The 26,092-nt window shown below is 28.8% G+C and carries 19 protein-coding genes; 2 read left to right on the forward strand and 17 right to left on the reverse strand.

Annotation, left to right across the window (positions count from 1 at the left end; all coding sequences use genetic code 11):
- Positions 1–3: 3 nt before the first annotated feature.
- The 11 genes from ABDZ60_RS09980 to ABDZ60_RS10030 all read right to left on the reverse strand — a co-directional run bounded on the left by ABDZ60_RS09980 (position 4) and on the right by ABDZ60_RS10030 (position 18,142).
- A complete protein-coding gene (locus ABDZ60_RS09980) occupies positions 4–1,023 on the reverse strand; it encodes a 3-oxoacyl-ACP synthase (RefSeq protein WP_343777885.1) in 1,020 nt (339 codons plus the stop codon).
- A gap of 284 nt (positions 1,024–1,307) precedes the next feature.
- Positions 1,308–2,747, reverse strand: a complete 1,440-nt coding sequence (ascB, locus tag ABDZ60_RS09985) for a 6-phospho-beta-glucosidase (RefSeq protein WP_343777887.1) — start codon at positions 2,745–2,747, stop codon at positions 1,308–1,310.
- A gap of 84 nt (positions 2,748–2,831) precedes the next feature.
- Positions 2,832–4,721: a beta-glucoside-specific PTS transporter subunit IIABC gene (locus ABDZ60_RS09990; protein ID WP_016205974.1), complete on the reverse strand. Its 1,890-nt coding sequence runs from the start codon at positions 4,719–4,721 to the stop codon at positions 2,832–2,834.
- Between the two features lie 310 nt (positions 4,722–5,031).
- Positions 5,032–5,868 (reverse strand): BglG family transcription antiterminator LicT, encoded by an 837-nt coding sequence (gene licT, locus ABDZ60_RS09995; RefSeq protein ID WP_016205975.1) that lies wholly within the window; start codon positions 5,866–5,868, stop codon positions 5,032–5,034.
- Between the two features lie 322 nt (positions 5,869–6,190).
- The gene (phaZ, locus tag ABDZ60_RS10000; RefSeq protein WP_016205976.1) at positions 6,191–7,081 is read right to left on the reverse strand and encodes an intracellular short-chain-length polyhydroxyalkanoate depolymerase; all 891 of its coding nucleotides are present in this window, start codon (positions 7,079–7,081) and stop codon (positions 6,191–6,193) included.
- A 298-nt stretch (positions 7,082–7,379) separates the two neighbouring features.
- The gene (locus ABDZ60_RS10005; RefSeq protein ID WP_047001753.1) at positions 7,380–8,420 is read right to left on the reverse strand and encodes a nucleoid-associated protein; all 1,041 of its coding nucleotides are present in this window, start codon (positions 8,418–8,420) and stop codon (positions 7,380–7,382) included.
- 232 nt (positions 8,421–8,652) lie between these two features.
- Complete coding sequence (locus ABDZ60_RS10010; RefSeq protein WP_343777891.1) at positions 8,653–9,318, reverse strand: HAD family hydrolase; 666 nt, start codon at positions 9,316–9,318, stop codon at positions 8,653–8,655.
- Between the two features lie 207 nt (positions 9,319–9,525).
- Positions 9,526–14,742, reverse strand: coding sequence for a penicillin binding protein PBP4B (gene pbp4b / locus ABDZ60_RS10015; RefSeq protein WP_343777893.1), 5,217 nt, complete (start codon positions 14,740–14,742; stop codon positions 9,526–9,528).
- A 165-nt stretch (positions 14,743–14,907) separates the two neighbouring features.
- Complete coding sequence (locus tag ABDZ60_RS10020; protein WP_016205982.1) at positions 14,908–16,332, reverse strand: PTS transporter subunit EIIC; 1,425 nt, start codon at positions 16,330–16,332, stop codon at positions 14,908–14,910.
- Between the two features lie 22 nt (positions 16,333–16,354).
- A complete protein-coding gene (murQ, locus tag ABDZ60_RS10025; protein WP_016205983.1) occupies positions 16,355–17,251 on the reverse strand; it encodes an N-acetylmuramic acid 6-phosphate etherase in 897 nt (298 codons plus the stop codon).
- Positions 17,252–17,287: 36 nt separating this feature from the next.
- Complete coding sequence (locus tag ABDZ60_RS10030) at positions 17,288–18,142, reverse strand: MurR/RpiR family transcriptional regulator (RefSeq protein WP_016205984.1); 855 nt, start codon at positions 18,140–18,142, stop codon at positions 17,288–17,290.
- 468 nt (positions 18,143–18,610) lie between these two features.
- Between ABDZ60_RS10030 and fba the strand changes: the two genes are divergently transcribed.
- The gene (gene fba / locus ABDZ60_RS10035) at positions 18,611–19,474 is read left to right on the forward strand and encodes a class II fructose-1,6-bisphosphate aldolase (protein ID WP_016205985.1); all 864 of its coding nucleotides are present in this window, start codon (positions 18,611–18,613) and stop codon (positions 19,472–19,474) included.
- Between the two features lie 128 nt (positions 19,475–19,602).
- Here the strand turns inward: fba and ABDZ60_RS10040 are convergent, their stop codons facing one another.
- Both ABDZ60_RS10040 and ABDZ60_RS10045 read right to left on the reverse strand, forming a co-directional pair.
- Entirely contained in the window at positions 19,603–20,418 is an 816-nt protein-coding gene (locus ABDZ60_RS10040) for a ZIP family metal transporter (protein ID WP_016205986.1), read from the reverse strand.
- 131 nt (positions 20,419–20,549) lie between these two features.
- Positions 20,550–21,110, reverse strand: coding sequence for a class IV adenylate cyclase (locus tag ABDZ60_RS10045; protein ID WP_016205987.1), 561 nt, complete (start codon positions 21,108–21,110; stop codon positions 20,550–20,552).
- A gap of 244 nt (positions 21,111–21,354) precedes the next feature.
- Between ABDZ60_RS10045 and ABDZ60_RS10050 the strand changes: the two genes are divergently transcribed.
- Positions 21,355–22,401 (forward strand): HD-GYP domain-containing protein, encoded by a 1,047-nt coding sequence (locus ABDZ60_RS10050; RefSeq protein WP_047001754.1) that lies wholly within the window; start codon positions 21,355–21,357, stop codon positions 22,399–22,401.
- 415 nt (positions 22,402–22,816) lie between these two features.
- Here the strand turns inward: ABDZ60_RS10050 and ABDZ60_RS10055 are convergent, their stop codons facing one another.
- The 4 genes from ABDZ60_RS10055 to ABDZ60_RS10070 all read right to left on the reverse strand — a co-directional run bounded on the left by ABDZ60_RS10055 (position 22,817) and on the right by ABDZ60_RS10070 (position 26,077).
- Entirely contained in the window at positions 22,817–23,650 is an 834-nt protein-coding gene (locus ABDZ60_RS10055) for a prephenate dehydrogenase (protein WP_047001755.1), read from the reverse strand.
- 121 nt (positions 23,651–23,771) lie between these two features.
- Positions 23,772–24,788 (reverse strand): 3-deoxy-7-phosphoheptulonate synthase, encoded by a 1,017-nt coding sequence (gene aroF, locus ABDZ60_RS10060; protein WP_016205991.1) that lies wholly within the window; start codon positions 24,786–24,788, stop codon positions 23,772–23,774.
- 143 nt (positions 24,789–24,931) lie between these two features.
- Complete coding sequence (aroQ, locus tag ABDZ60_RS10065; RefSeq protein WP_016205992.1) at positions 24,932–25,387, reverse strand: type II 3-dehydroquinate dehydratase; 456 nt, start codon at positions 25,385–25,387, stop codon at positions 24,932–24,934.
- A 198-nt stretch (positions 25,388–25,585) separates the two neighbouring features.
- Positions 25,586–26,077 (reverse strand): shikimate kinase, encoded by a 492-nt coding sequence (locus ABDZ60_RS10070; protein ID WP_016205993.1) that lies wholly within the window; start codon positions 26,075–26,077, stop codon positions 25,586–25,588.
- Between the last annotated feature and the right edge of the window lie 15 nt (positions 26,078–26,092).

The raw sequence follows: 26,092 nt of genomic DNA on the forward strand, positions 1-26,092 counted from the left end.
GCTTTAACACTCTCCCCATTTTATTACGTTTGCCGACCATACATAGCCGATTCCAGCAGCTATCATCAATACTACCGAACCCTTCTTTACCTTTCCATCTTTTAATGCAAGTTTTAATGATAATATTTGATCTACTTGTCCCATATGTCCGTAATCTGATAAATAAATTGATTGCTCATCTTTTAGCCCTAGTTCTTTTAGCATAAAATCATGCATAGATTTTTTAAAATGTAGTACTGCAAGATAATCTATATCTTCTCTTTTTAATCCTGATTTTTCTAGAGCTTTATCAATACATTCAAACCAATTTGGCATTGAAACTGCATTTAATCCATCTTTCATATGTTTTGGATCCATTAGTCTTAATGACTTATATCCCTCTTCAACATTATTTGAATTGAATGGATTGGCTATTCCACCTATTTCTACCCCTGCATCCCTTGAAAAGGTTCCATCTGCTTTTATATGTGATCCTAGTAAAATATTTTTGCCTGCATTTTTCTTTAATATTATTGCACCTCCCCCAGCTGATAGGTTGTACATCATTGACATGTTTGAATCTGAATAATCAACAAAGTCTCCGTTTCTATATCCTCCAACTACCATAATGGTATTTATTGATTCATCTGCTAAAAGCATATCTTTAGCTATTTTTAATGCAGATACTGTTGTGCAACATCTATTTTGAACATCTATTCCCCATGCATTTTTTGCACCTATTTTTCCTTGTATATAAAGAGCTGATGTTGTAAGTGGATACTCCTTCCACTCCTCTCCCATACATAAAATTACATCTATTTCTTCTGGAGACATATTAGCATCTTTTAGTGCATCTAAAGCTGCCTTTACTCCCATCTCTTGAGTTCCATCACTTTCTCCTGGTATAGTCTTTTCTTCTATTCCTAATTTTTTTATTACAGCTTCTTCACTCCAAATACCATTTGTTGCTTCTGAAATCTCTTTTGCTGTCATTTTAGTTTCTGGTATATAAAGTCCTAACCCTACTATTCCTACATTAATCATATTAATCCTCCATTTCAATAATTTTATAGTATGTAAGTATTTACTTTCAATTTTATTGTAAACCTTTTCCCTTTTAACTGTCAATATCCTTTTAATGAATTTTCTGATAATTCTTGATAAAATATTTTTTATGAATTATTTTTAATAATTTACTAATTTTATATTTAATACTTTTATAATTTGTTATTTTACACTAACTATAAGATCATAATAACTTAAAAATAAAAAAGACATTAAAACAGAAGTTTAAATTAACTTCTGTTTTAATGTCTTAGTGTTTATTGCTAAATTTCTTCTCCATTACTCTCTATAACTTTCTTATACCAATAAAAACTCTTCTTTTTACTTCTCTTTAATGTTCCATTTCCTTTATTATCTTTATCAACATATATAAACCCATAACGTTTTTTCATTTCTCCTGTAGATGCGGACACTATATCTATGCATCCCCATGGTGTGTACCCTATTAAATCCACACCATCAATTATTGCTTCTTTCATTGCCCTAACGTGTTCTTTTAAATATTCAATTCTATAATCATCATTTATAGAGCCATCTTCTTCTATTACATCATTAGCTCCAAGACCATTTTCTACTATAAATAATGGCTTTTGATATCTATCATATAAAGAATTACATGTTATTCTAAGCCCTAATGGATCTATTTGCCATCCCCATTCTGAAACCTTTAAATTTGGATTCCTAACAGTCTTAAATACATTTCCTGCAGTTTGACCCTTTAATACTTCTGAATCTGAGCTTGCACATCTACTTGAATAATAGCTAAATCCTATAAAATCAACTGTATTATTTTTTAATATTTCTTCATCATCTTCTTTAAAGACTATTTCTATTCCATTTTCTCTTAAAAATCTCTTGGCATATCCAGGATATTCTCCTCTTGACTGTACATCTATAAAAAACAAATTTTCTCTATCCTTTTCTTTTGCTAATAATACATCTTCTGGATTACATGAATATGGATAGAATTCTCCCGCTGCAAGCATACATCCTACCTTTGAATTTGGTATTATTTCATGGGCCATCTTAGTAGCTAGTGCACTTGCTATAAGTTCATGATGAGCTGATTGATATTTAATTTGAAGTTCATTATCTCTTTTTTCAAATCTAACACCAGCTCCCATGAAAGGTAAATGCAATATCATATTTATTTCATTAAATGTCATCCAATACTTAACTTTATTCTTATATCTTTTGAAGATAGCTTCACAATAATTTAAATAGAAATTTATAAACTTTCTGTTTTTCCATCCACCAAACTTTTCTATAATTCCAATTGGTGTATCAAAGTGACAAATAGTTACAACAGGCTCTATTCCAAATCTTATCATTTCATCAAACATAGAATCATAAAATTTTAATCCTTCTTCATTTGGAATTTCTTCATCTCCATTAGGGAATATTCTTGACCACGCTATAGAAACTCTTAAACATTTAAAACCCATTTCTGCAAATAAAGCAATATCTTCTTTATATCTATGATAAAAATCTATAGCTTCATGAGATGGATAATACTCATTTTCTAAAGGTTTTAAAACATCTATTTTACCTTCCATAACTTTTCTACGATTTAAACCCGCTGGACATAAATCTACAGTTGTTAGCCCCTTACCACCTTCTTTGTATCCACCTTCACATTGATTTGCCGCTAAAGCTCCTCCCCATAAAAAGTTTTCTGGAAATCTATTAAAATCTTTGTTCATATTAATTCCTCCACTATTTTTTAAGGAAGTATCTATAAATTAACTTAAAGATACTTCCTTATATTTTAACTAAAATTTATATAACTAAATAATACTTATAATAGTATCTCCAACCTTAGCATTTTTTAAATTCATAGGTAAAACTTCTAAATAATCTACTGTATTAGTAACTATAACAGGTGTGACTAATTCATAACCTTCCTTTTTTATAGCTTCCATATCAAATTCTATTAAAGTATCTCCAACCTTTACCTCATCTCCATCATTAATATATGATGTAAAATGTTTTCCTTCCAATTGGACTGTATCTATACCTATATGAATTAAAACTTCTACTCCGTCACTTGATCTTAATCCTATAGCATGTTTAGTTTTAAATATTGTTTCAACAGTTCCATTTATTGGTGATACTACCTTACCTTCTATTGGCTTAATTGCTACTCCCTTTCCCATCATTTCTGATGCAAAAGTTTCATCTTTAACTTCTTTTAAAGGCATAATTTCTCCATCCATCGGGCTAGCAATAGTGATTTTATTAACTAAAGGCTTCTTTTTATTATCTTCATCTTTATTAACAGCAACTTCTTTATCAACATTATCAATAACTTCAGCCTTATCCTTATATAATATTAAACAAGCTACAAATGCTACAACTACACTTATTGCCGCTCCTATGCAAGCATATGCAAAATTCATCATAGAATCTCCACCAATATAACTTGGTAAGGTTAAGAATCCCGGAGAACCACCTGAATAGTTTGATACACGGAATAATCCTAGAAATAATCCTCCAACTGTTCCTCCTATCATTGCTGAATATAATGGTGTTTTAAATCTTAAGTTAACCCCATATAGAGCTGGCTCTGTAATACCACAAACTGCTGTAATACCAGCTGAAGATGCTAATTGTCTTATTTCTTGATTTTTAGTTTTAAGAGCTACTGCTAAAGCTGCTCCCCCTTGAGAAACATTTGATGCTAACATTCCTGGATATATTATTGTATCGTATCCCATAGTCATACGATTATTTATTCCTATTGGTATAAGTCCATAATGAGTACCTGTCATAACTAATAATGGTGTTAATCCACCTACTATAGTTGGTACTACCCAACTAGCATAAGATTCTAAAGTTCTTATAGCTAATCCTATTTTATCACTTATTATATATCCTAAAGGTCCTATTACTACTAATAAAACTATTCCTGTAACTAATGCTGTAATTAATGGTTTTGTGAAAAACTTAATTGCTTTTGGTGATATTTTATCTGCAATTGGTTCAACATATGACATAAACCAAACTCCAAGTATTATTGGTAAAACACTTGAACTATATGATGCTAAAGAAATAGGTAGTCCAAATACACCTATAGATGTTCCTGCTTCTTTTGCTGTACTTACCATTGTAACAAATGTTGGATGAAGTAACATTCCTCCAAGCATCATTGCTAAATACTGATTAGTTTTAAACTTCTTTGCTGCTGAATTAGCAAGAAGTATTGGTAAGAAATAAAATGCAGCATCAGCCATAAAATTTATAACTTGATAGCTTTGTGATTGTGGTGTTACTAATTTGAATGCATTTAATAATGAAAGAACTGCCTTCATCATACCTGCTGCTGTTATAGCTGGTAATATAGGTGTAAATATCCCTGTAATAGTATCTATGATTTTGGCAATAGGTTTACGATCATCTGCTTCATTTGATACATGACTATTTTGACTTTCTATATTACTAATTTTAATAATTTCTTTATAAACATTATTTACATCATTTCCTATTATAACTTGGTATTGTCCACCCTTATCAACAACACCCATAACACCTTGAGTAGTTTTTAGTTCCTCTGTATTTGCCTTAGATTTGTCCTTTAAATTAAATCTTAATCTTGTTGCACAATGTGTTAAATTTGATATGTTATTTTCTCCGCCTACTTTTTTTAATATTGACTTAGCTAAATTTTCATAATTCATAGCTTAATTCCTCACTTTCAAAATTTAATATATTTAAGTTTTGAAGAATTAAGGTTTTGCCTGATCGAATCAGTTACAATCCTATGAAACTTCCGGTTAAAAATTAATTTTCCTATTATCTCCTCCTAACGTATTTATTTATCAGTTTATATAATAAAAAACCTAAATTAACTTTGAATTCCACTAATCACTATAAATATAACAATACTTAAATATAGTATAAATCTATTAGTAAAATTTTAATAATTAACTTAGGTTTTGCCTGATCGAATCAGTTACAATCCTAAAAAATGTTAGAACTTATTAAGTTTTAATAATTTTCTTTTACAACTCTTGCTGTATGCACTATAAGATATAATTTTTCTTCTTTTGTTAATTCATTATTAAACTTTTGTTTTATAAATCCTTCTATTTTTCTTGTACATTCATATGATTTTGGGTACTTATTTTTAATCATTTCAAATAAATCATTATCATTATCTTCATAGTATTTTCCATTAACTAATCTTTGAGCAAAGAATTTTAAATGAGTAATAAATCTATAGTAATTTATTGATTCTTCATCAAAATCAACATTGAAATGATATTTTACAATCTTAAGAATTTCATTAATTAAATTTATAATATCAACTATTTGAGGCATATCTTGACTTAATTCTCCATTTAGAATATGCATTGCTATTGAAGCAGCCTCATCTTCTGGTAATTCTATATTTATTCTATTTTTTATAATTTCTAATGCTTTTAAACCAACTTCAAATTCTGCCTTATGTAATCTTTTAATATCCCAAAGCATCACATTTTTCATTTCCAAATTACTTTTATATCTGTTTATAGAAAAGCTTATATGATCAGTAAGTGTTAAATATATATTTTCATTTAGTTTTGTGTCTAACTTTTTTTCTGCATATTTAATTACTTCTTCAGCTATTTCTAAATTCTCTACAGAAATATCATTAACTAATGCTATTAACTTATCATTTATGCTTTTATTCTTTAAAACAAATATCTTATCTACTTTTTCCTGATCAATTTCATCACCTTTCTTTTTTTGAAAGGCTATTCCTCTTCCCATAACAACTGATTCTTCATTATTTTCGTTTATAATTGTAATAACATTATTATTTAACACCTTATTTATTATCATATCTCTAATCTCCTTTATAGTAATTTTTTATTAGAAATATTTAAGCCTTACCTAAAATAGCCTGATTACATATTTCATATATTAATATGTATTATTTTGCATTTATATAAAAATAAACCTAAATCAACATCAAACAGCTATAGTTTTATTACTATAACAAATTTGGTATCAATTTAGGTTTTGCCTGCTTTCCAGTAACAATCCATAAATGGATTCATATTTAATATAAATATATTTTAATATCTTTTGTAAACATTGTCAACATATTTTATGTTGTAACTTTACTAAAAATATTACCTGGTATAAATAATATTTATAATAATTATTGTATAAATTTATTTATTTCTTCTACTACTTTATCTAAAGCGTCTATCATAGGTGAATGTCCGGAATCCTTTAATATAACTAATTTGGAATTTTTAATATATTTATTTATATCTTCTGCCATATACATTGGAACTACATAATCTCTATCCCCTTGCAATATTAATACTGGAGCTTTAACTAGCTCACATTTATTATTACCTTCTATAACTCCATTATTTTCATTTGTCATATTAAAATGTGCCAATGCATAATCCACATCAACTAAATTCCTTTGAGTAAGCATATCCTCTAAATACTCATTGTATTTCTCTTCTTCTGGTTTGTTATGTGTATAAATAGCCATATTCCATAATGTTCTATAGAACTCTTTATTTTTATTTTCTAAGGCATCCAATACCGGTTTAACTTGTACTGGATCTTTAGCAATTTCTTCTTTAGTTCTTAATAATTCATTCATAGGTTGTCCATTTTGGTCCTTTTTATATATAGGATATCCTTTAACCCCTACAGACTCCAATAACACTACATTTTCTACTTTTTCTTGGCAATTAGCTGCTAGTTCTAGAGCAACTCCGCCTCCTGTTGACCATCCAATAACTGAGCAAGAATTTATTCCTATAATATTTAAAAATTCTTCTATATCTTTAGCAAAATCATTTAATGAATTAATAGGTGCATTATAGCTAGATTCACCAAAGCCCCTCATATCCACTGCCGTTATTTTATACTTATCCTTAATTTCATTTATAAGAATATCCCAGTGTTTTGATGATGACATATTCCCATGAATAAGTAATAAATTCTTTTCTCCTAAGCCTTCTTCCCTATAAGCTATAATTTCTCCATTTGATAAAGTTACTTTTTTTAATTCAAGAATATTGACCATATAAATCCCCCCTAAAATATTAAAGTAATCGCTTACATTTATATCATATTACAATATTTATAAAGTTACAATAGGTAAATGAAATTTTGTAAAGCAAAATTAATTCAGTTACCAGTGTACAATTCACTGTTTGCATTTTTTCAAATAAAATAACAGGTATCAAAGAACAGTTTATAAATTTAAAATTAAACTTCCTTTTACCTGTTACCTATTACTTGTTGCTTATTACCTTAACCCCTTATAATATGAAACTATGAACTGCGCACCAGAAAATTACTTCACAAAATATTACTTATAATTATTTTTCTAAGTAATTCATAACGTGCTTTATTATCATATTTATACTTCCATCACCATTTCTTTGTATTTCAAACCTAGTATTATCGTGATAAGCTTCTTCATTTATGTATAAATCTATATCTCTATCAATCTTTAGCCTTACTCTCTTCAACTTCTTCTCTATCCATTGCTTATCTATAGCTACTTCATCTTCTAATCCATGACTTTTCACGAAACTTGAAAAATCATTTTTTACTTGTGGATTTTCCTTGAATAATTCATTTGAAAGCTCATCTATATTTATAGTATCTTCTTCTTTTAATTTTGCTTTAACTGTTGTTCTTATTCTTTCTGCTTTATCTGCATCTTCCACTATATTACTTCTAGTCCAATTTTCTGTAGCTTTTAAAAAGGTCTTGGTCATATCTCTTTCATTATTTATTATTGAACAGCCTAAAAAGTTGCTTATAAAATAATTTGCTCCATATTCCTCTTCATCTTTGCTTTTCCGTTGTTTGTCTATTACCATAAGGTTATATCGTTGTTCTTCTCTTATAGGCTTTATAAATGCTGCTTTTTGTATTCTTTGACTACTAGCTGGAAGACCTGCTGATTGTGGAACTATATCTATACCTATTTTACTTTCTTTAAATTCAACTTGATGAGTAAAATTCTTTACATAGTCCATTTTAAGTATACCAATCATTGGGCCTTGATCTGTTATTATAGAGACTATTATTAAATCACATGAAGGAATATTTACGTTTCCCTTCATTATTATAAATAATTGTCTTGCTAACTCTTGAGATAACCCTATTAGATCATTTTCTATTCCATTTAAATAATCTTGAACTAATTCTTTTACTATATTTCTTTCTGGATTAAAAACAGCATACTTTAGCTCTTCATCATTAAAACACTTTTCTATATGCTTATGAAGAAACTTATAAATATCTTCATTTAATTCAAGGCTGTATTCATTTAAAATTGGTTCATCAGAATTTGAATCTACTATATGAATTATTCCTTCTTGTATATTTATATCACTTATGTATTCCATTATTACACCGCCTATACTACTAGTTATCTATAATTTTAAAATATATATTTTAATCAATAATCTACATAATATTTAATATTATTTAATGAAAAAATGAAGGAGTTAAAAAATTATGGATAAAAATCCTTAAGGGATTTTTTAATTTTTGCACTGTAAAATTAAATTCCCTGTTACTTGTTACCTTCACTTCTTATAATCGCAAACTGCGCACTGTACACTAAATCACCCTTTATTATGCCTTATGCAATTTCTCAACTACGTCTATCACTTCTTCCAGGTTTCTCACTTTTTTAAATGCAAGTCTTTCTATATCTTCGTTAGGTTCTTTTAAATCAGGAATAATTATAGTAGTCATTCTTGCTCTACTAGCTGCTATAGTCCCTGCTTCAGAATCTTCTAATACTATACATTCTTCACTTGGTACATCTAATTTTTCTGCTACTTTTAAAAATACTTCTGGATTTGGTTTTGATTTAGCGACTTCATCTCCACATAATACATAGTCATAATAATCGTATATATTAGCTTCTTTTAAAATCTTGGTTGCCAGCTCTCTATTGGAAGATGTAGCAACTGCTCTTTTTATATTTTTTTCAGTTAAATATTTTAACAACTTATCTACTCCCTTTTTCTTTTTAACTTCTCCATTTAATATTTTAGCCATATATATATTATTTCTTTCCATTATATAATCATCTAAATTTACTTTACTACCAAATTCATTATCTAAAGTTCTTCTAACACTTTCATGATTAGTTCCAAGTAATTTATAATGTAAATTTAGATCAAAGTATATATCAAATTTATCTGCTGCTTCTTTCCATGCTTCATAAGAAAGCCTTTCTGTATCGAATATTAATCCATCCATATCAAATATAACTAATTTTACATTTTTCATGTTTTCTTCTCCCGTCTTTTGTTTATTATATTAAATGCTGGTTTTATTTAAATATTATAAACTTCAATGTTAATTTAGTTAAGTGTAAAATATTTATTTCAGCTTATATATATTTTATACTATACTTTTACAAAAAAATAGGACTTATATTTCTTTTTAGGTACAAACCTTATTTGAAATATAAATCCTATTATTTATTTAAAATTATTATACTTTATCTAATGTACTTTTTTTCCTAAATATATATGCACCAAATCCTATAGCTAAAGCTCCAATAACTACATAAATAATTGGTGATGTTCCTCCAGTACCTGGTAAATCACTATTTCCTTTACCATTATTGTTTGTCCCTTTGTCATTATTTTTATTATCTATATTTGAGTCTTCTTGATCCTTATTGTCTTCTTTACCTCCATTATTTGAACCACTTCCATTATTACCATTTGATGATTCTTTTAATTGAAGAGATTCAATTGCACTATTTAAATTACTATAAGATGTATTTACAAGCGCTTGATTGTCTTCTGAAATATTTTTATCTTCCATAATACTTTTGGCTTCATTTAAAGCCTTTATAAATATTTCTACACCTTCTGCCTTATATTTGTTAGCATCAATTCCTTCTGCTTTCTTTATCAAAGACTCAAGTTCACTCTTATCAGCTGATTTTACTAGCGCTTTTATTGCATTATTCAAACTTTCTAAAGCAACTTCAACTTCTTCTTGAGTAGCTTCTTGATTTTCTTTTATTAATTTAACTGTTTCAAGTACTGATAGTAGTTCTGCTTTACTATTTTCAGTATATAAGCTTAAGTTAATTTCTTCAGCATTCGCAATTGCCTTACATAATTCTGATTTATCTGCCTTTAATACTAGTTGAATCATAGAGTTATATAGTAATTCATAAGAAGTATAAGCATCTATTTCTGATACATCCTCTTTACCTAATATATCTTTTGCTCCTTGCAAAGCTTTTTTAAATTCATCTTGACCTTTATTTAAGAATCTATCTAAATTGATAGCTTCTGCCATATTTACTAAGTCAGATAAATTATTCTTATCTCCTACTGGAATACCTAGTTTCTTATATTCAACTAAAATATCGTTATATGCCTTTACTATATCTTGAATGTTTGTATCTTTGTTATTATAAATAGTCTTCGCAACTTCTAAAGCATCATTAAATGAAATCTTAATTTCCTCGTCTAATTCTTCTAATATTCCCTCTGCAATTTTAGCATTAGCAGCTTCTATAGCTTTATTTAAGTTAGTTTTATCTAATTTAACTAAAGCATTCTTTGCTGTTGATAATTCTTCAATTGCTGTATTTAACTCCTTGTTATTGGCTTCAATTCCTTTTGATAGTACATCCATTGAACTATTATAAACCTTAATAAATTTGTCCCAAGTACTAGTTTGATAATGAACATGTTCTGCTAAATGTTGCCCTTTATCAACTATAACCTTTGATTCTTCAGCAAGCTTATTTAATGTTTCAATTTCAGAACTATAGTTTGGAAGTTCTATAGGAGTACCTCCACTATTTTTAATTCTTTCATTGAATTTTATTATTTGCTTACGATTCTCTTCAACATTCAATTTTGCTACAGCCTCTTCAGCATATGCTATATTAGAGCTAGTCTTATTTTCTTCTGCCCTTGTAATAACAGTATCAATCTTAGAATAAACAGATTTCAATATAGCTTCTCCTGTATAGTTGTTTGAATTGTATAATTTTAAGTTTTCTGATACCATTTGAGCAAGATTTGCATCTATTGCATCATCATTATTATGAATCATAGATTCATAAATAAGAGTTGGTATTGTACCTAATGTTGATGTTGTAAATTTATTTCCTAAGAACATATTTGCATTTATAGAATTATCTATAACTGGTGAGTTAATTTTGTTTGTTAGTAAAACAACTATTAAATCACTTTCAGGATCTATAACTGTTAAGGTTCCTGTCCATCCTTGATGTCCAAAGGTATTACTTGATGATTGAGTTCCAAAGTACCATAATCTTCCGTTATCTCCCTCTCTCCACCATCCTAATCCCCAAATTGGACTAGATGCTTTTCTCTTTGTAAATTCTTCTACAGTATTTTTAGAGAAGAATTTATTATTTCCGTATCCGCCGTCATTTAGCATAACTTGAGCTAATTTCGCTAAATCTTCTGCATTTGAGAATAATCCTGCATGTCCTGAAACTCCATCCATTGAGTAATAAGCCTTTTCATCATGTACTTCTCCTTGAAGTGTATAATCACGAATATTTTCAAAACTTATAGCTCCATCTCTTGTGTTTCCGTTTAGCTCTGTTGCTGCTATGTTATCTTTATCGAAGCCCTTTTGTAACGGATTATAAACTATATTGTTCAGTCCTAATGGCTTATAAAATGTATTTTCTACATATTCATCTAAAGCCTTTCCTGTTACCTTTTCCACAATAAGTCCTAAAAGCATATAGTCTACGTCTGAGTAAACTGTTTTTGTTCCAGGTGCATATTGCAAAGGTGTTCTTAAAATCATTTGTAAGGTTGTTGCCTTATCTTGTGAATATAATGGATTATCTACAGTTTGATCAGGTTTTTGCGTCGCTTGGTTAAATTTATTATTATGATATTGTGGATCAGCTGGGAATCCTCCTTGATGTTCTAACAAATGTTGTATTGTTAGTCCTGCTTTACCCTTTATTGGATCATTTTCTCCATCTTTAAAGTCTGGAAAATATTTTGTTATCTTATCTGATATATTTATTTGCCCATCACTTACTAATTTTTGTATAGCATAGTTTGTTGAATACATCTTTGTATTTGATGCTAAATCATAAAGAGTATCTGTTGTAACCTTTGGTGAATCTGTTTTTAAACTGCCATCTTGGTTATAAGCATTTACAGTACCGTATGCACTATTTTTAACTAAAACTCCATCTTTAATAACAGCTAGTTGTGCACTTGTAAAACCATATTTAACATCATTATTAATTAAAGTGTCTATTAAATCTAAAGTGTTTTGCTCCATTCCAACTGATTCGGCATTTCCCTCTATAACTTCTGGATATGGTATTTTAACTGATATTCCCTTTTTCATAGCTGTATTCTTAGGTTCTATATTCGTAACTTGTATTGTATTTCTTCCATTATTAGCTACCTGAGAATAATCTATTTCAAAGGTTTTTCCTGTATTACTACAAATTTCAGTTGTATCCATTTCAACACCATTTACAAATATCCTTACAGATGTTATTCCTGGCTCAGCTTTTATATATAATTTTCCTTGATTTTGATACCCATTAAAAGTGAACATGCCATTTACTATTAAAGTATCATCTACATAATTTAAGTAATCTGGGAAAGCTATATCTGCTTGCCATTGTGCATTTGGAGATTCGCTTAGTTTTGATAAAGTAATTTTAGATAAATCACTTGAAGCTTCTTCTTCTAGCTGTATATTATCTACTCTACTCTTTAACTCATTAATAATAGTTTTATTACTGTCTAATTTGTTTATTTCTTCTATTGATGCATATGCATAGTCAACTGTAGACTTAACTTTGCATTCTTCTGCTCTTGTAACCATTGTATCAGCTACAGCATAAGCAGCCTTTAATATTGCTTCGCCTTGATAATTTGATGGATTATACAGCTTTAATTTTTCTGTTACCATATTAGAAAGGTTAGCATCTATTGCTTTCTTATTACTATGCTCTATAGATTCATAAACAAGAGTTGGTATTGTACCAAGAGTTGAGGTAGTAAATTTATTTCCTAAGAACATGTTTGCATTTATAGCATTATCTATAACTGGTGAGTTAATTTTGTTTGTTAGTAAAACAACTATTAAATCACTTTCAGGATCTATAACTGTTAAGGTTCCTGTCCATCCTTGATGTCCAAAGGTATTGCTTGATGATTGAGTTCCAAAGTACCATAACCTTCCGTTATCTCCTTCTCTCCACCATCCTAATCCCCAAATTGGACTAGATGCTTTTCTCTTTGTAAATTCTTCTACAGTATTTTTTGAAAAGAATTTATTATTTCCGTATCCGCCGTCATTTAGCATAACTTGAGCTAATTTGGCTAAATCTTCTGCATTTGAGAATAATCCTGCATGCCCTGAAACTCCGTCCATTGAGTAATAAGCCTTTTCATCATGTACTTCTCCTTGAAGTGTATAATCACGAATATTTTCAAAACTTATAGCTCCATCTCTTGTGTTTCCGTTTAGCTCTGTTGCTGCTATGTTATCTTTATCGAAGCCCTTTTGTAACGGATTATAAACTATATTGTTCAGTCCTAATGGCTTATAAAATGTATTTTCTACATATTCATCTAAAGCCTTTCCTGTTACCTTTTCCACAATAAGTCCTAAAAGCATATAGTCTACGTCTGAGTAAACTGTTTTTGTTCCAGGTGCATATTGCAAAGGTGTTTTTAAAATCATTTGTAAGGTTGTTGCCTTATCTTGTGAATATAATGGATTATCCACAGTTTGATCAGGTTTTTGCGTCGCTTGGTTAAATTTATTATTATGATATTGTGGATCAGCTGGGAATCCTCCTTGATGTTCTAACAAATGTTGTATTGTTAGTCCTGCCTTACCCTTTATTGGATCATTTTCTGCATCTTTAAAGTCTGGAAAATATTTTGTTATCTTATCTGATATATTTATTTGTCCATCACTTACTAATTTTTGTATAGCATAGTTTGTTGAATACATCTTTGTATTTGATGCTAAATCATAAAGAGTATCTGTTGTAACCTTTGGTGAATCTGTTTTTAAACTGCCATCCTTATTGTAAGCGTTTACAGTGCCGTATGCACTATTTTTAACTAAAACTCCATCTTTAATAACAGCTAATTGTGCACTTGTAAAACCATATTTAACATCATTATTTATTAAAGTGTCTATTAAATCTAAAGTGTTTTGATCCATTCCGACTGATTCGGCATTTCCCTCTATAACTTCTGGATATGGTATCTTTATATTCACCTTACCTGTTTCAGGTACAAAATTTGTAACTTGAATAGTATTTCTATCATTTACTGAAATATCTGAGAAATCCACTTCATAAGTCTTGCCATTATTTTTACAGGCTTCTGTAACATTTATTTCTTTACCATTAATAAAAACTCTTACACTTTCTAATCCGTCACTACATTTTATATATAGTTTACCTTGCCCTTCATATCCTTTGAAAGTGAACATGTTGTTTACTATAAGAGTATCGTCTACATAATTCATGTAGTCTGGAAATGTTATATCTGCTTGTAATCCTGAAATGTTCATATTTTCACCAGTTTCTTTTATAGTTCCATAACTGTTTTCTAATGCATTTATTTTCTTAGTAGGTGTAGATACAATTGATGCCATAAATGTTAGTGCTATAGCCATGCAACATAATCTTTTCTTGGTTTTCAAATTTACCACCTTACCTCTTAAAAATTTTAATAATTTATTACCTTAACTTGTTTTATATAATATAAGTTGCAAAAATACTACTTTCACTTAAATAGTATTAATTTCAAGGTAATTTATTTAAGCATAGAATATTTATTGCAACTTATATTTATATATTAATTATTTTTAAGCATTTTTAACGTCGGATTCCTTAATTACAAAGTAAGTTATAATGAATCCTGCTATATAAGATATAACTAGTCCTATGAAGTAATTTAACATACTTTGTGGTTGCATTATTGGAATAGCTACTAATCCTGATGGCCCCCACGCTGTAGCTAGTACATGTGTTAACATTACATATGCTCCACCAAATCCTGCTCCTAATCCTGCAGTGATAAATGGCTTAAACATAGGAAGTGTAACTCCATATATTAAAGGTTCTCCAACTCCTAAGAATCCTGCTGGAAGTGCACCTGTAATAACTTTTTGTAATCTAGTATTTTTAACTTTTCTTGCTATTAAATATATAGCAATTGCAGCACCAACTTGTCCAGCTCCAGCCATTGCAAGTACTGGGAATAATGAAACTCCACCCATTGCTTCTAGTTGAACCGCATAAATTGGAATTAATCCATGATGTAATCCAAGTAATACCATTGGTAAGAATAATGCTGATAATACAAATCCACTAATTACGCTAACAACTGGATTTGAAGAATTAATAATTACACTTAATGCAGAAACTAGTCCATCTGATAAGAAACCTGCTAAAGGCATTATTGCAAACACAAAAACTAGTCCTGTTATAAGTAATGTTAATAGTGGAGTTAAAATTAAATCTAAAACATCTGGTATTCTCTTTCTAATTGCCTTTTCTACTTTAGCAAGGATATATACACCAAAAATAACACCTATAATACCGCCTTTTCCTGTTGTTAAAATAGAATTTAGTGGAACTGCTTCATCGTATAATCCTAACATAGTTGATAATGCTACTATATTTGCACTTATTGAAATAGCTCCGAGCATACCACCTAATGCTTCAGTTGCTCCAAATTGTTTTGCTGAATTAATTCCTGTATAAATTGCAAAGTATGATAAGAATCCACCACCAATTAATGCAAACATTAATTGAGTAGCTTTCCAAAATCCTTCTGCTGGTAAAGTTCCTTGTCCTTGTAATGTAGAAACTAAACTTGCTAATCCGTTAAATATACCTGCAGCAATAATTGCTGGTATTAGAGGAATAAAAATATTAGCAATAGTATTTACTACTTTCTTGAATTTACTTTGTTTTTGATTATCTTTTATTGCTTGTTTATTTTCCTGCCAGTTTTCTGTTACTACTCCATCACTTGGAAGTCCTAATTCCTCTATACAGATATCTGTAACTTTTTTTGCTTTACCTGGACCTAGTACTACTTGTAGATAATTATTAGCTTCAACTACACCTAATACGCCCTCTGTATTTTTTAATTCTTCCATTTTAACTAAATCAATATTTTTTATTGTAAGTCTAAGTCTAGTCATGCAATTTGCAGCCTTTACAACATTGTCTTTTCCACCAACTAAATTAACAATTACCTTAGCTAATTCTAAGTTTGTCATATAATCTCCCTCTTTCTTTTAATTAATTTTCTAGAGCATATCGTACATGCCCATTAACCATATTTAGCCTTTTTTCAGCTTCGTCATAATTACATTTAAGAAGTATCATTATAATAGCAGTTTTAACTTTACCTTTCGCATCCTTTAAGGCTCTTCTTGCTGTATCTCTATCTGCTGCAGTTGCTTCAATAATTATATTTTCTGATCTTGTTACTAACTTTTCATTAGTTTGCATAACATCTACCATAAGATTCTCATAAGTTTTTCCTATACCTACCATACTTCCAGTAGATATCATATTCAATACCATCTTTTGTGCTGTTCCAGCTTTCAATCTTGTTGATCCTGTAAGTACTTCTGGGCCTACAACAAGCTCTATAGCTACATCTGAATACTTTGCCATTTCGGAGTTCTTATTGCAAACAACAACCGCTGTTTTGCAACCAATTTCTCTAGCATATTTTAGTCCATGAATTGCATAAGGAGTTCTACCACTAGCTGCTAGTCCAATTACTATATCTTTGTTAGTTAAATTTAATTCTTTTAATTCATCAACACCTAAAGTTTTACTATCTTCTGCACCTTCAACAGCTTTTATAAATGCTGATTGACCTCCTGCTATTAATCCAACTACTAAATCACTAGATACTCCAAATGTAGGGGGACACTCAACTGCATCTAACAATCCAAGTCTCCCACTTGTACCTGCGCCCATATAAATTATTCTTCCACCTCCCTCCAAAGTTTCAGTACACATATCTATAACCTCTGCAATTTTAGGCAAAGCATCTCTAACTGATTTTATTACTTTCTCGTCCTCTTTATTCATTATTGTTGCAATTTCTATTGAAGTCATTCTATCTAAATTAATAGTATCTCTATTTCTGGTTTCCGTAGTTAATTTGGTTAAATCTACCATAACAGGCCTCCTAATATAATTTTATCAAGTTAACGTTTACTTTAAGTTTAAATTTGGTTTTTGTATATGGGTTCTATTAAATTGCTTCACATTTGAGTCATAATGCTTATTTACAAAAGCTGTATATAATATATCTATTATATTTAGCTGAGCTATTCTTGAAGATATTGCCCCTTCTCTAAAAACAAGTTCTGTAGGTGCTACTAATAGCTTATAGTCTGCTATATTTGAAATCGGTGATTCCTCAAGCCTCGTAATAGCAATAATAGGGGCTCCTATTTCTTTGACTATATTAGCACATTTAATCATTTCTTCTGTAAAACCAGAATAACTAATAATAATAGCTACATCATTTTTATCCATATTCTTAGCTTCTAATAGCTGAGCATGAAAATCATCATTTAAGTGGCAGCTCTTGTTTATTCTTAAAAATTTTAAATAAGCATCTTTAGCAACTAATAGTGATGCTCCTACTCCAAATAAACAAATGTTTCTAGAACTATCTAAAATATCCACACAATCTTTTAATACATTTATATCAATTAACTTTTGACTTTTTTCTAAAGAGGTAATACTCTTCAAAGTAACTTTCTCAACAATCTTTTCTAAACTATCTTCCTTATCAATGTTTTTTACTTTCTCTTCATCAGCTGATCTTATAATTGCTAGTTCATACAATAATGCATGTATTAACTCTTTATATCCATTAAAGCCAACTTTTTTACAAAGGCGAATTATAGTAGACGGAGAAGCAAAAGTATTTTCAGATAACCTATATATATTACTTTCTACTGCTGAATCCGGACTTCGCAGTATATATTCGATTATCGTCCTTTCAGTTTCACTAGCTTTATCGATATAATCTCGTAATTTAACAATTACACTTTTCATAAGATACCTCCATCTATGTTTTAATTTTACAACTTATATTTTTTCTTTTCAACATTTTACCATACCTTTGGAATTTTGTTTCATCTTTTGGTAAATTTTATTACCTTCATATATGTTTTATGAATTATAATGAAAATTATATACTTTTAATTCTATTATATTACTTAAATAAATTAATTAACTATTTAATTTTAAATTATTTAAATTATTAATTTGAATAATTCATAGATAAAATATTAACAATTTAATTTTATATTTCTTTGTATTTCAACATATTTTAAGAAATTATGGATGTATATTCATAATTTTTATTACTTGGTAATTAATTTCTTACATTTTTGTTTAAAATAAATTTATTTTGAGTTATAATATTATTAACAAGAACAAATATGTAAATCATATGTTTTTGATACATTTTAGCTTTACAGCTTAATTGTAATAAAATTTAAAGTTATGGAGGTTTATACCATGTTAGTTTCAGCAAAAGAAATGTTAAACAAGGCTAAAGCGGGAAAATATGCTGTAGGACAATTCAATATTAATAATTTAGAATGGACTAAAGCTGTTTTACTAACTGCTCAAGAAAATAATTCACCTGTTATATTAGGAGTTTCAGAAGGTGCTGCTAAATACATGTGTGGTTATAAAACTATAGTTGGAATGGTAAATGGCATAATGGAAGAGTTAAAAATTACTGTTCCTGTTGCATTACATCTAGATCACGGTAGCTATGAAGGAGCTTTAAAGGCTATGGAAGCTGGCTTCTCTTCAATTATGTTTGATGGATCTCACTATCCAATAGACGAAAATATAGCTAAAACAACAGAAATGGTTAAATTAACTTCTGAAAAAGGTCTTTCTTTAGAAGCAGAAGTTGGTTCAATTGGTGGAGAAGAAGATGGAGTTGTAGGTGCTGGTGAAATAGCTGATGCTAATGAGTGCAAAGCTATAGCAGACCTAGGCGTTACTATGTTAGCTGCTGGTATCGGTAATATCCACGGAAAATATCCTGCTAACTGGAAGGGATTAAGCTTTGAAGCTCTAGAAGCTATAAGCAATCTTACTGGTGATATGCCTTTAGTATTACACGGTGGTACTGGAATTCCAGAAGATATGATACAAAGAGCTATTTCTTTAGGTGTTTCTAAGATAAATGTTAATACTGAGTGTCAATTAGCATTTGCTGAAGGTACTAGAAAGTATATTGAAGCTGGAAAAGACTTAGAAGGAAAAGGCTTTGACCCAAGAAAGTTATTAGCTCCAGGATTTGAAGCTATAAAAGCTACAGTTAAAGAAAAAATGGAACTATTCGGTTCAGTAAATAAAGCATAATTTTACTAATATAAAGGTAGAAAGATTTTCTTTCTACCTTTTATTTTATATCTTTTAATTACATCTAAAAATTTTAACCTAGTCTAAATTTTAAGGTAGATTTATTTAAATTTATTTTATTCAAACACCTACCCTAAGGTTACATCTAATACCATCATAACTATGAAGCCTAAAATTAATCCTAAAGTTGTTAATTTTTTGTTTTCCATAGACGCTTCTGGCAATAATTCGGCCCCTACTACTGCAATCATTGCTCCTGCTGAAAAAGATAATAAAAATGGTAAAATACTTCTTACAGATAAAGCTGCTATTACTCCAATTACACCTGCCATAGGTTCCACTAATCCTGATGCTTGTCCATAAAGAAAGCTTCTCCACCTAGATATTCCTTCCCTTCTTAATGGTAATGATACTGCCGCTCCCTCTGGGAAATTTTGAAGTCCTATTCCTAATGCTAATGTAATTGCTGCAATTAAACTTGTCCCAGGTATTCCTGCTGCAACTCCTCCAAATGCAACTCCAACCGCAAGCCCTTCTGGTATATTATGAAGTGTTACTGCTAGAACTAGTAATATACTTTTTTTATATTTAGTTGTTTTAGGTAACTTTTCTTCATTCTTATCTGTAATTACCCCATAAGAATAAGTATCCATTAATTTATCTGCAAAAATTAAAAATAATCCTCCTAAAAAAAATCCTGCTGCCGGAATAATAACTCCACTATAACCGAGTTCATTGCAAAGTTCTATAGCTGGATTTAATAGAGACCAGAAACTTGCTGCAACCATTACTCCAGCACCAAATCCTAGCATTGTATTTAAAATTTTTTTATCAACATTCTTAAAGAAAAATACTAGTGCCGCACCTAATGCAGTAATAAACCAAGTGAATAGAGTTGCAAGAAGTCCTTGAATTATAGGATTAAGTTCACTAAACCAATACATTTTAAATCCTCCTTAGTAATTAAATTTCCTAATTATAATCTACTAAGAAGAATGAGTTTTGGTTACAAATAAATACATTTTTTTACATTACTTTTTTATAATTTATTTGTTTATAATTTAGTTTGTCTTTTTTATAAACCTTTTCTATTCTCTAACTTCAATCCTTTTTCTTCTAATATTTCATAGATAGTTTTTGAAGTAGTATCCTTTATTGTATATCCTATTAAGCTTAATATTTCTTCTAATTCATTTTCAGAGCCTGTTTCAATTTCTATATATGGAAATGGACAAAACTCCTTATCATTTATATCAATTTCAATCAAAGAATTTTTTAATTTATAGCTTTCTCTATATTTTTTTATAGATTGCTTAAGTTTTAGTCCTAAAGAGGTAAAAATCTTACTTGCAGCTTCTTTATCTTCAACAATAGTTTCATTTTCTTCCATGACTTTAAATGTTTCTTGACTCAACATCTTTTTGGTAGTCATATAAACAATTTCTTTATTGTCTATTCTATTATCAGTTATTCTTATTCTTGCATATCCCTTAGAAGTTAATAATCTATTGTCATCAAAATCATAAATATTATTTATTTGATATTCTTCCTTTACTTTTTCAGCTCCCAATTCCTTAAGCCTTTTCCTAATAAAATCTACATCTATATCAATTATTCTAGTTTCTAACTCTTTCATATTTATTCTCCATTTCTATTTTTACATTATTATATCATATAAAAATTATGCACATCAATTAATAGATCCTTAAGATAAGACTATATGTACACATTGTTGCATTATGTTTATTAACAAGAAAATTTTAGTATTTTTTAATAATTTTGCTATTAAGGTATAAAAAAATATGTATCTTATACGAGATTATAAGTAAATTGAGAAATAATTTATTTCAATTATCAATTATTTTGTGAGGTTATATTTTATGAGTAATAATAAAAAACTTATACCTGTAAGAGATTTAAAAATAGGTATGATTACTGCTAACGAAGTTGTTTATAATGGTATGATCCTAATTGGAGAGGGGATTACTATTAACGCGCAAATGTTAGAGAAATTGAATACATTTTTTCTTTTCGATAGTATTGAAGTATATAGTGATGAAAAGGATAATTCTAATGAAATTTTAGAGTTAAAGGCTGCTGATAAAACTTTAAAGGATATTTCAATTGATGTTAAACTTATATTTGATAATGCTAAAACCCTTGAAAGCTCAAATACTAATGAAATAAATGAATATGCAAAAAAGTTATTAAATGAACTTAATCTAAATAAATATATTTTAAAAAATATAGTTTTAAATGGTAGTGGTTCAGATTGTATCTATAGGCATTCTGTTAACGTAGCTTCATTAAGTTATTTAATTGGAAAATGGCATGGGTTTGATAGTAATAAACTTCATAATCTTGTTTATGCCTCTTTATTGCATGACTTTGGTAAAACAAAAATAGATAAAAATTTAATAGATAAAAATCGTATATTTTCTGAGGAAGAATTTGAAATAATAAAAACCCATCCAGTAATAGCATATGATGAAATAAAAAAAGTGCCCTTTATAAATAAATCAGTACTTTATGCAGTTTTAATGCATCATGAAAGATGTGATGGAAGTGGATATCCTCTTGGCCTTAAATCAAATCAAATTCATGAGTTTGCAAAAATTGTAGCTATTGCAGATGTATTTGATGCAACCAATTCTAATAGAGCTTATAGAGATAAGAAACAACCTCTTGAAATTCTTAAGATTATAAAAGAAGATAGCTTAAGTAAATTGGATTATACATTGTGTTCTAAATTCTTAAATGGAATGTCAAATTTCTATATTGGACAAACAGTCCTGTTAAATAACAATAAGAAATGTAAAGTAATACAAATGGATTTAAATAATATCTCTTCACCTCTTGTTTTGTGTGATGATGAGTTTATAGATTTAAGTAAATCCAACGATTTATATGTCACAGAAATACTATAATTAGATTTAAATTGCGAAGCATTTTTCAGTTCACAGTTCACAGTTCACAGTGCACAATTCACAGTTTTCAGTTTTTGGAATAAAGTAACAGAGAACAGGGAATATGCTACACTTAAGTAAGTTTTAAATTTCCCTCACCAATTATTTTTTACCAATAACTTAATTCATTATTAATTTAAATTCTTAATATAAGTTGGCGAAGGTAAATAGAATATGTGAAATAAGCATATAGCGAGAAACTAGAAGTACTTGGTGAAGGAAGAATTACTATGCCTTAGTGTTGTTGGTTTGTCTGAGCGTAGCGAGTTTAACCAAAACTCTTGGCATAGTAGTTCTCCGAGCCTAGTACTTCTTTGCGTAGCTATTTAGCTTATGAAACATATCTATTTATCGTAGCCTTTATATTCACAATTTATTACAATTTTTCTCTTCTATTGCTTGATTTTATAAATATTTTTTTTAATTCATTATCATCATTTTTAATTAATGCAGATTTTATATTATTCATCTCTATAAGAAACTTATCTATTGATTCTATTAAATTATCCTTATTACCAATAAATAATTCACTCCATAGCTCTTCATTTATATTAGCAATTCTAGTTAAATCTCTATAACTGTCTCCAATAAAACTTCCAGTATCTCGTCCTTCTTCATCGCTATTAATTAATGCAACAGCTATTGCATGTGGAAGTTGACTTGTAAAGCCTATCATCTTATCATGGAAAAATGGATCTATCCTTTTAATTTTTCTAAATCCCATTTCATATATAATCTTTTCTAAAACTTTTATATTACTTTCTATATTTCTATCAGTTACAGTAATTAGATAGTTGGCTCCCTTAAAAACTTCCTTTGAAGCATAATCAATACCTCTTTTTTCTCTTCCTGCCATAGGATGACCAAATATAAAATCTACTTCTTTCGGTAGTATTTTTAATATATCTTCGATAAAAGGTTTCTTTATACCTGTAGCATCTGTAATTATTGTTCCAGCTCTTAATAACCTTTTATTTTCTTCTATAAAACTCTTTATAAGCATTGGATATATAGAAAGAATTATTAAATCAGATTTTTCTACAATTTCACTACCATCTACATAACCTTCTTTTATTATTTCTAATTCTTTAGCTTTTTTTAAAGTTTCTAAATTGTTATCAATTCCATAAACATCTTCATACCCTGCTGCTTTAAGTGCCATTGCATAACTCCCTCCAATAACACCAAGCCCTACTATTAATATTCTCATAAAAACCCCCAATTTATCAATGGACAATGGACAATGGAAATTGATAATTTATTCCTCAATTATTTATTATACATTGTCAATTATCCATTATTTATATTGCATTATCTATTTAAATCATAAATTATTTTATTTTCTTGCCTTCCATTTCGGCCAATACTTTAACTTTATTCATCATATTTTTAAATGATTCTGGTTTAATTGACTGTTGACCATCACTTAATGCGCATTGTGGATTGTTGTGCACTTCTATAATAAGTCCATCTGCTCCTGCACTTACAGCTGCTTTTGCCAGCGGCTCTACTAAATACCAATATCCGGCAGCATGACTTGGATCCACAATTACCGGTAAATGTGATTTTCTCTTTATAACTGGAATTGCACTTAAATCTAGTGTATTCCTTGTATAAGTTTCAAAAGTCCTTATGCCTCTTTCACAAAGAATTACATTTTCATTTCCTTCAGCCATTATATATTCAGCTGACATCAACCATTCTTCTATCGTTGCAGAAAGCCCTCTCTTCAATAAAATCGGTTTATTAGTTCTTCCTAGTTGTTTTAATAAATCAAAGTTTTGCATATTTCTTGCACCAACTTGGATTACATCTACATCTCTAACAAATATATCTATATAATCAGTTGACATTATTTCCGTTACTATAGGTAACCCTGTCGCTTTTCTAGCTTTCTTTAATAATTCTAAGCCTTCCATTTCTAACCCTTGAAAACTATACGGTGAAGTCCTTGGTTTAAAGGCCCCTCCCCTTAAAAAAGTTGCCCCAGATTCTTTTACACTTTTAGCTATTTCTATTATTTGTTCTTCACTTTCAACAGAACAAGGACCTGCAATAACAGCTAAATTATTTCCTCCGATTAAACTACCCTTTACATCAATTATTGTGTCTTCTGGCTTAAATAATCTATTAGCCTTTTTGTAAGGTTCTTCTACCTTAAGAACTTTGTCTACTCCAGAAAATCTAAGAAGCTTATCTGAATCTATAGATCGGGTTTCTCCAACTACACCTATAATACAAAAAGTTTCTCCTTGAGACAAATGGATTCCTAATCCTCTACTTTCTAATTCTCTCTTAACCTTCAATACTTCATCATCACTACAATTTGGATTCATTACAATAATCATTTCTATCCCTCCATACTACTTCAATTGATAATTAATAATTAACAATTGATAATTATTCAAATAATTCAGACAAGCTGAATTATGTAATTTATTTTATAAACTCCTTTAGAGCTTATTCACTAATTTTTCTATTCCTTTATTTTTCATTCTTTCACGCTTTCATTATCAACTATACATTGTTCTATTGCTTCTATTGCCATTACATACCCAAATTCTTTAAAGCCACAAATTTGCCCTATACATGCAGGGGCTATTACTGACTTATGTCTAAACTCTTCTCTTGCATGTATATTTGATAAATGAACTTCTATAGTAGGTATATTTACTGCTTTTACTGCATCGAATATAGCATAACTATAATGGGTATATGCCCCTGGATTCATTATTATCCCACCATATTTTTCATAATATGCTTTATGAATTCTATTTATTATTTCACCTTCTATATTACTTTGAAATAACTCAATTTCTATATTTCTTTTTTTTCCTTCTTCTTTAATATATCCACAAATATATTCAAAGTCTTTAGTTCCATAAATTCCTTTTTCTCTTACTCCTAGCATATTTATATTAGGACCATTTATAACTAATATTTTCATAAAACATCCACCTTCGTAATATTTTGCGAAGCAAAATTTTTAGTATACTGTTCACAAAACACAGTTCACAATTGTTCTCATTTTGTAGGTATAGAATTATATATTTAATCATTATTTTATTTTCAAAAAATCACTATATATTTCTAATTCCCTGACACTGTTACTTTATCCAAAAGACTGTGAATTGTGTACTGTGAACTATATAAATTGTGTAATTTCATTTATAATATTTTCTATTGTTTTATCGTTAACTAGTTTAATATCGCAATATTTATTATATAAATTATATCTTTCTATATATAGATTGTAAAGTTTCTTTACCCCTTCTTTTAACAAAGGTCTTGAAGATATATCTAAATCACTAGCTATATTTTCTACTGATCTATCTATAAATATTATGATAGTCTTTTCTTTAAAAAAGTTTATATTTTCTTCTCTCTTAATTATTCCACCACCACTTGATATTACTACCTTTTTCTTATTACTTAATTCTTTGCAAGCTTTTGTTTCATAATCTCTAAAGTAATCTTCATTTATTTCAAACAATTCTTTTATTGTTTTATTAGAAATTTTCTCTATGTACTCATCCATATCATAGAAATCATAATTTATTTTTCTTGAAAGTTCTTTACCTATAGTACTTTTTCCACAGCCTGGCATTCCAATAAGTAAAATTATATCTTTATTCATATTAAATTCACCTAT

Origin of the sequence: Clostridium sartagoforme, assembly GCF_039521405.1 — a bacterium.
GTDB lineage: Bacteria > Bacillota > Clostridia > Clostridiales > Clostridiaceae > Clostridium > Clostridium sartagoforme.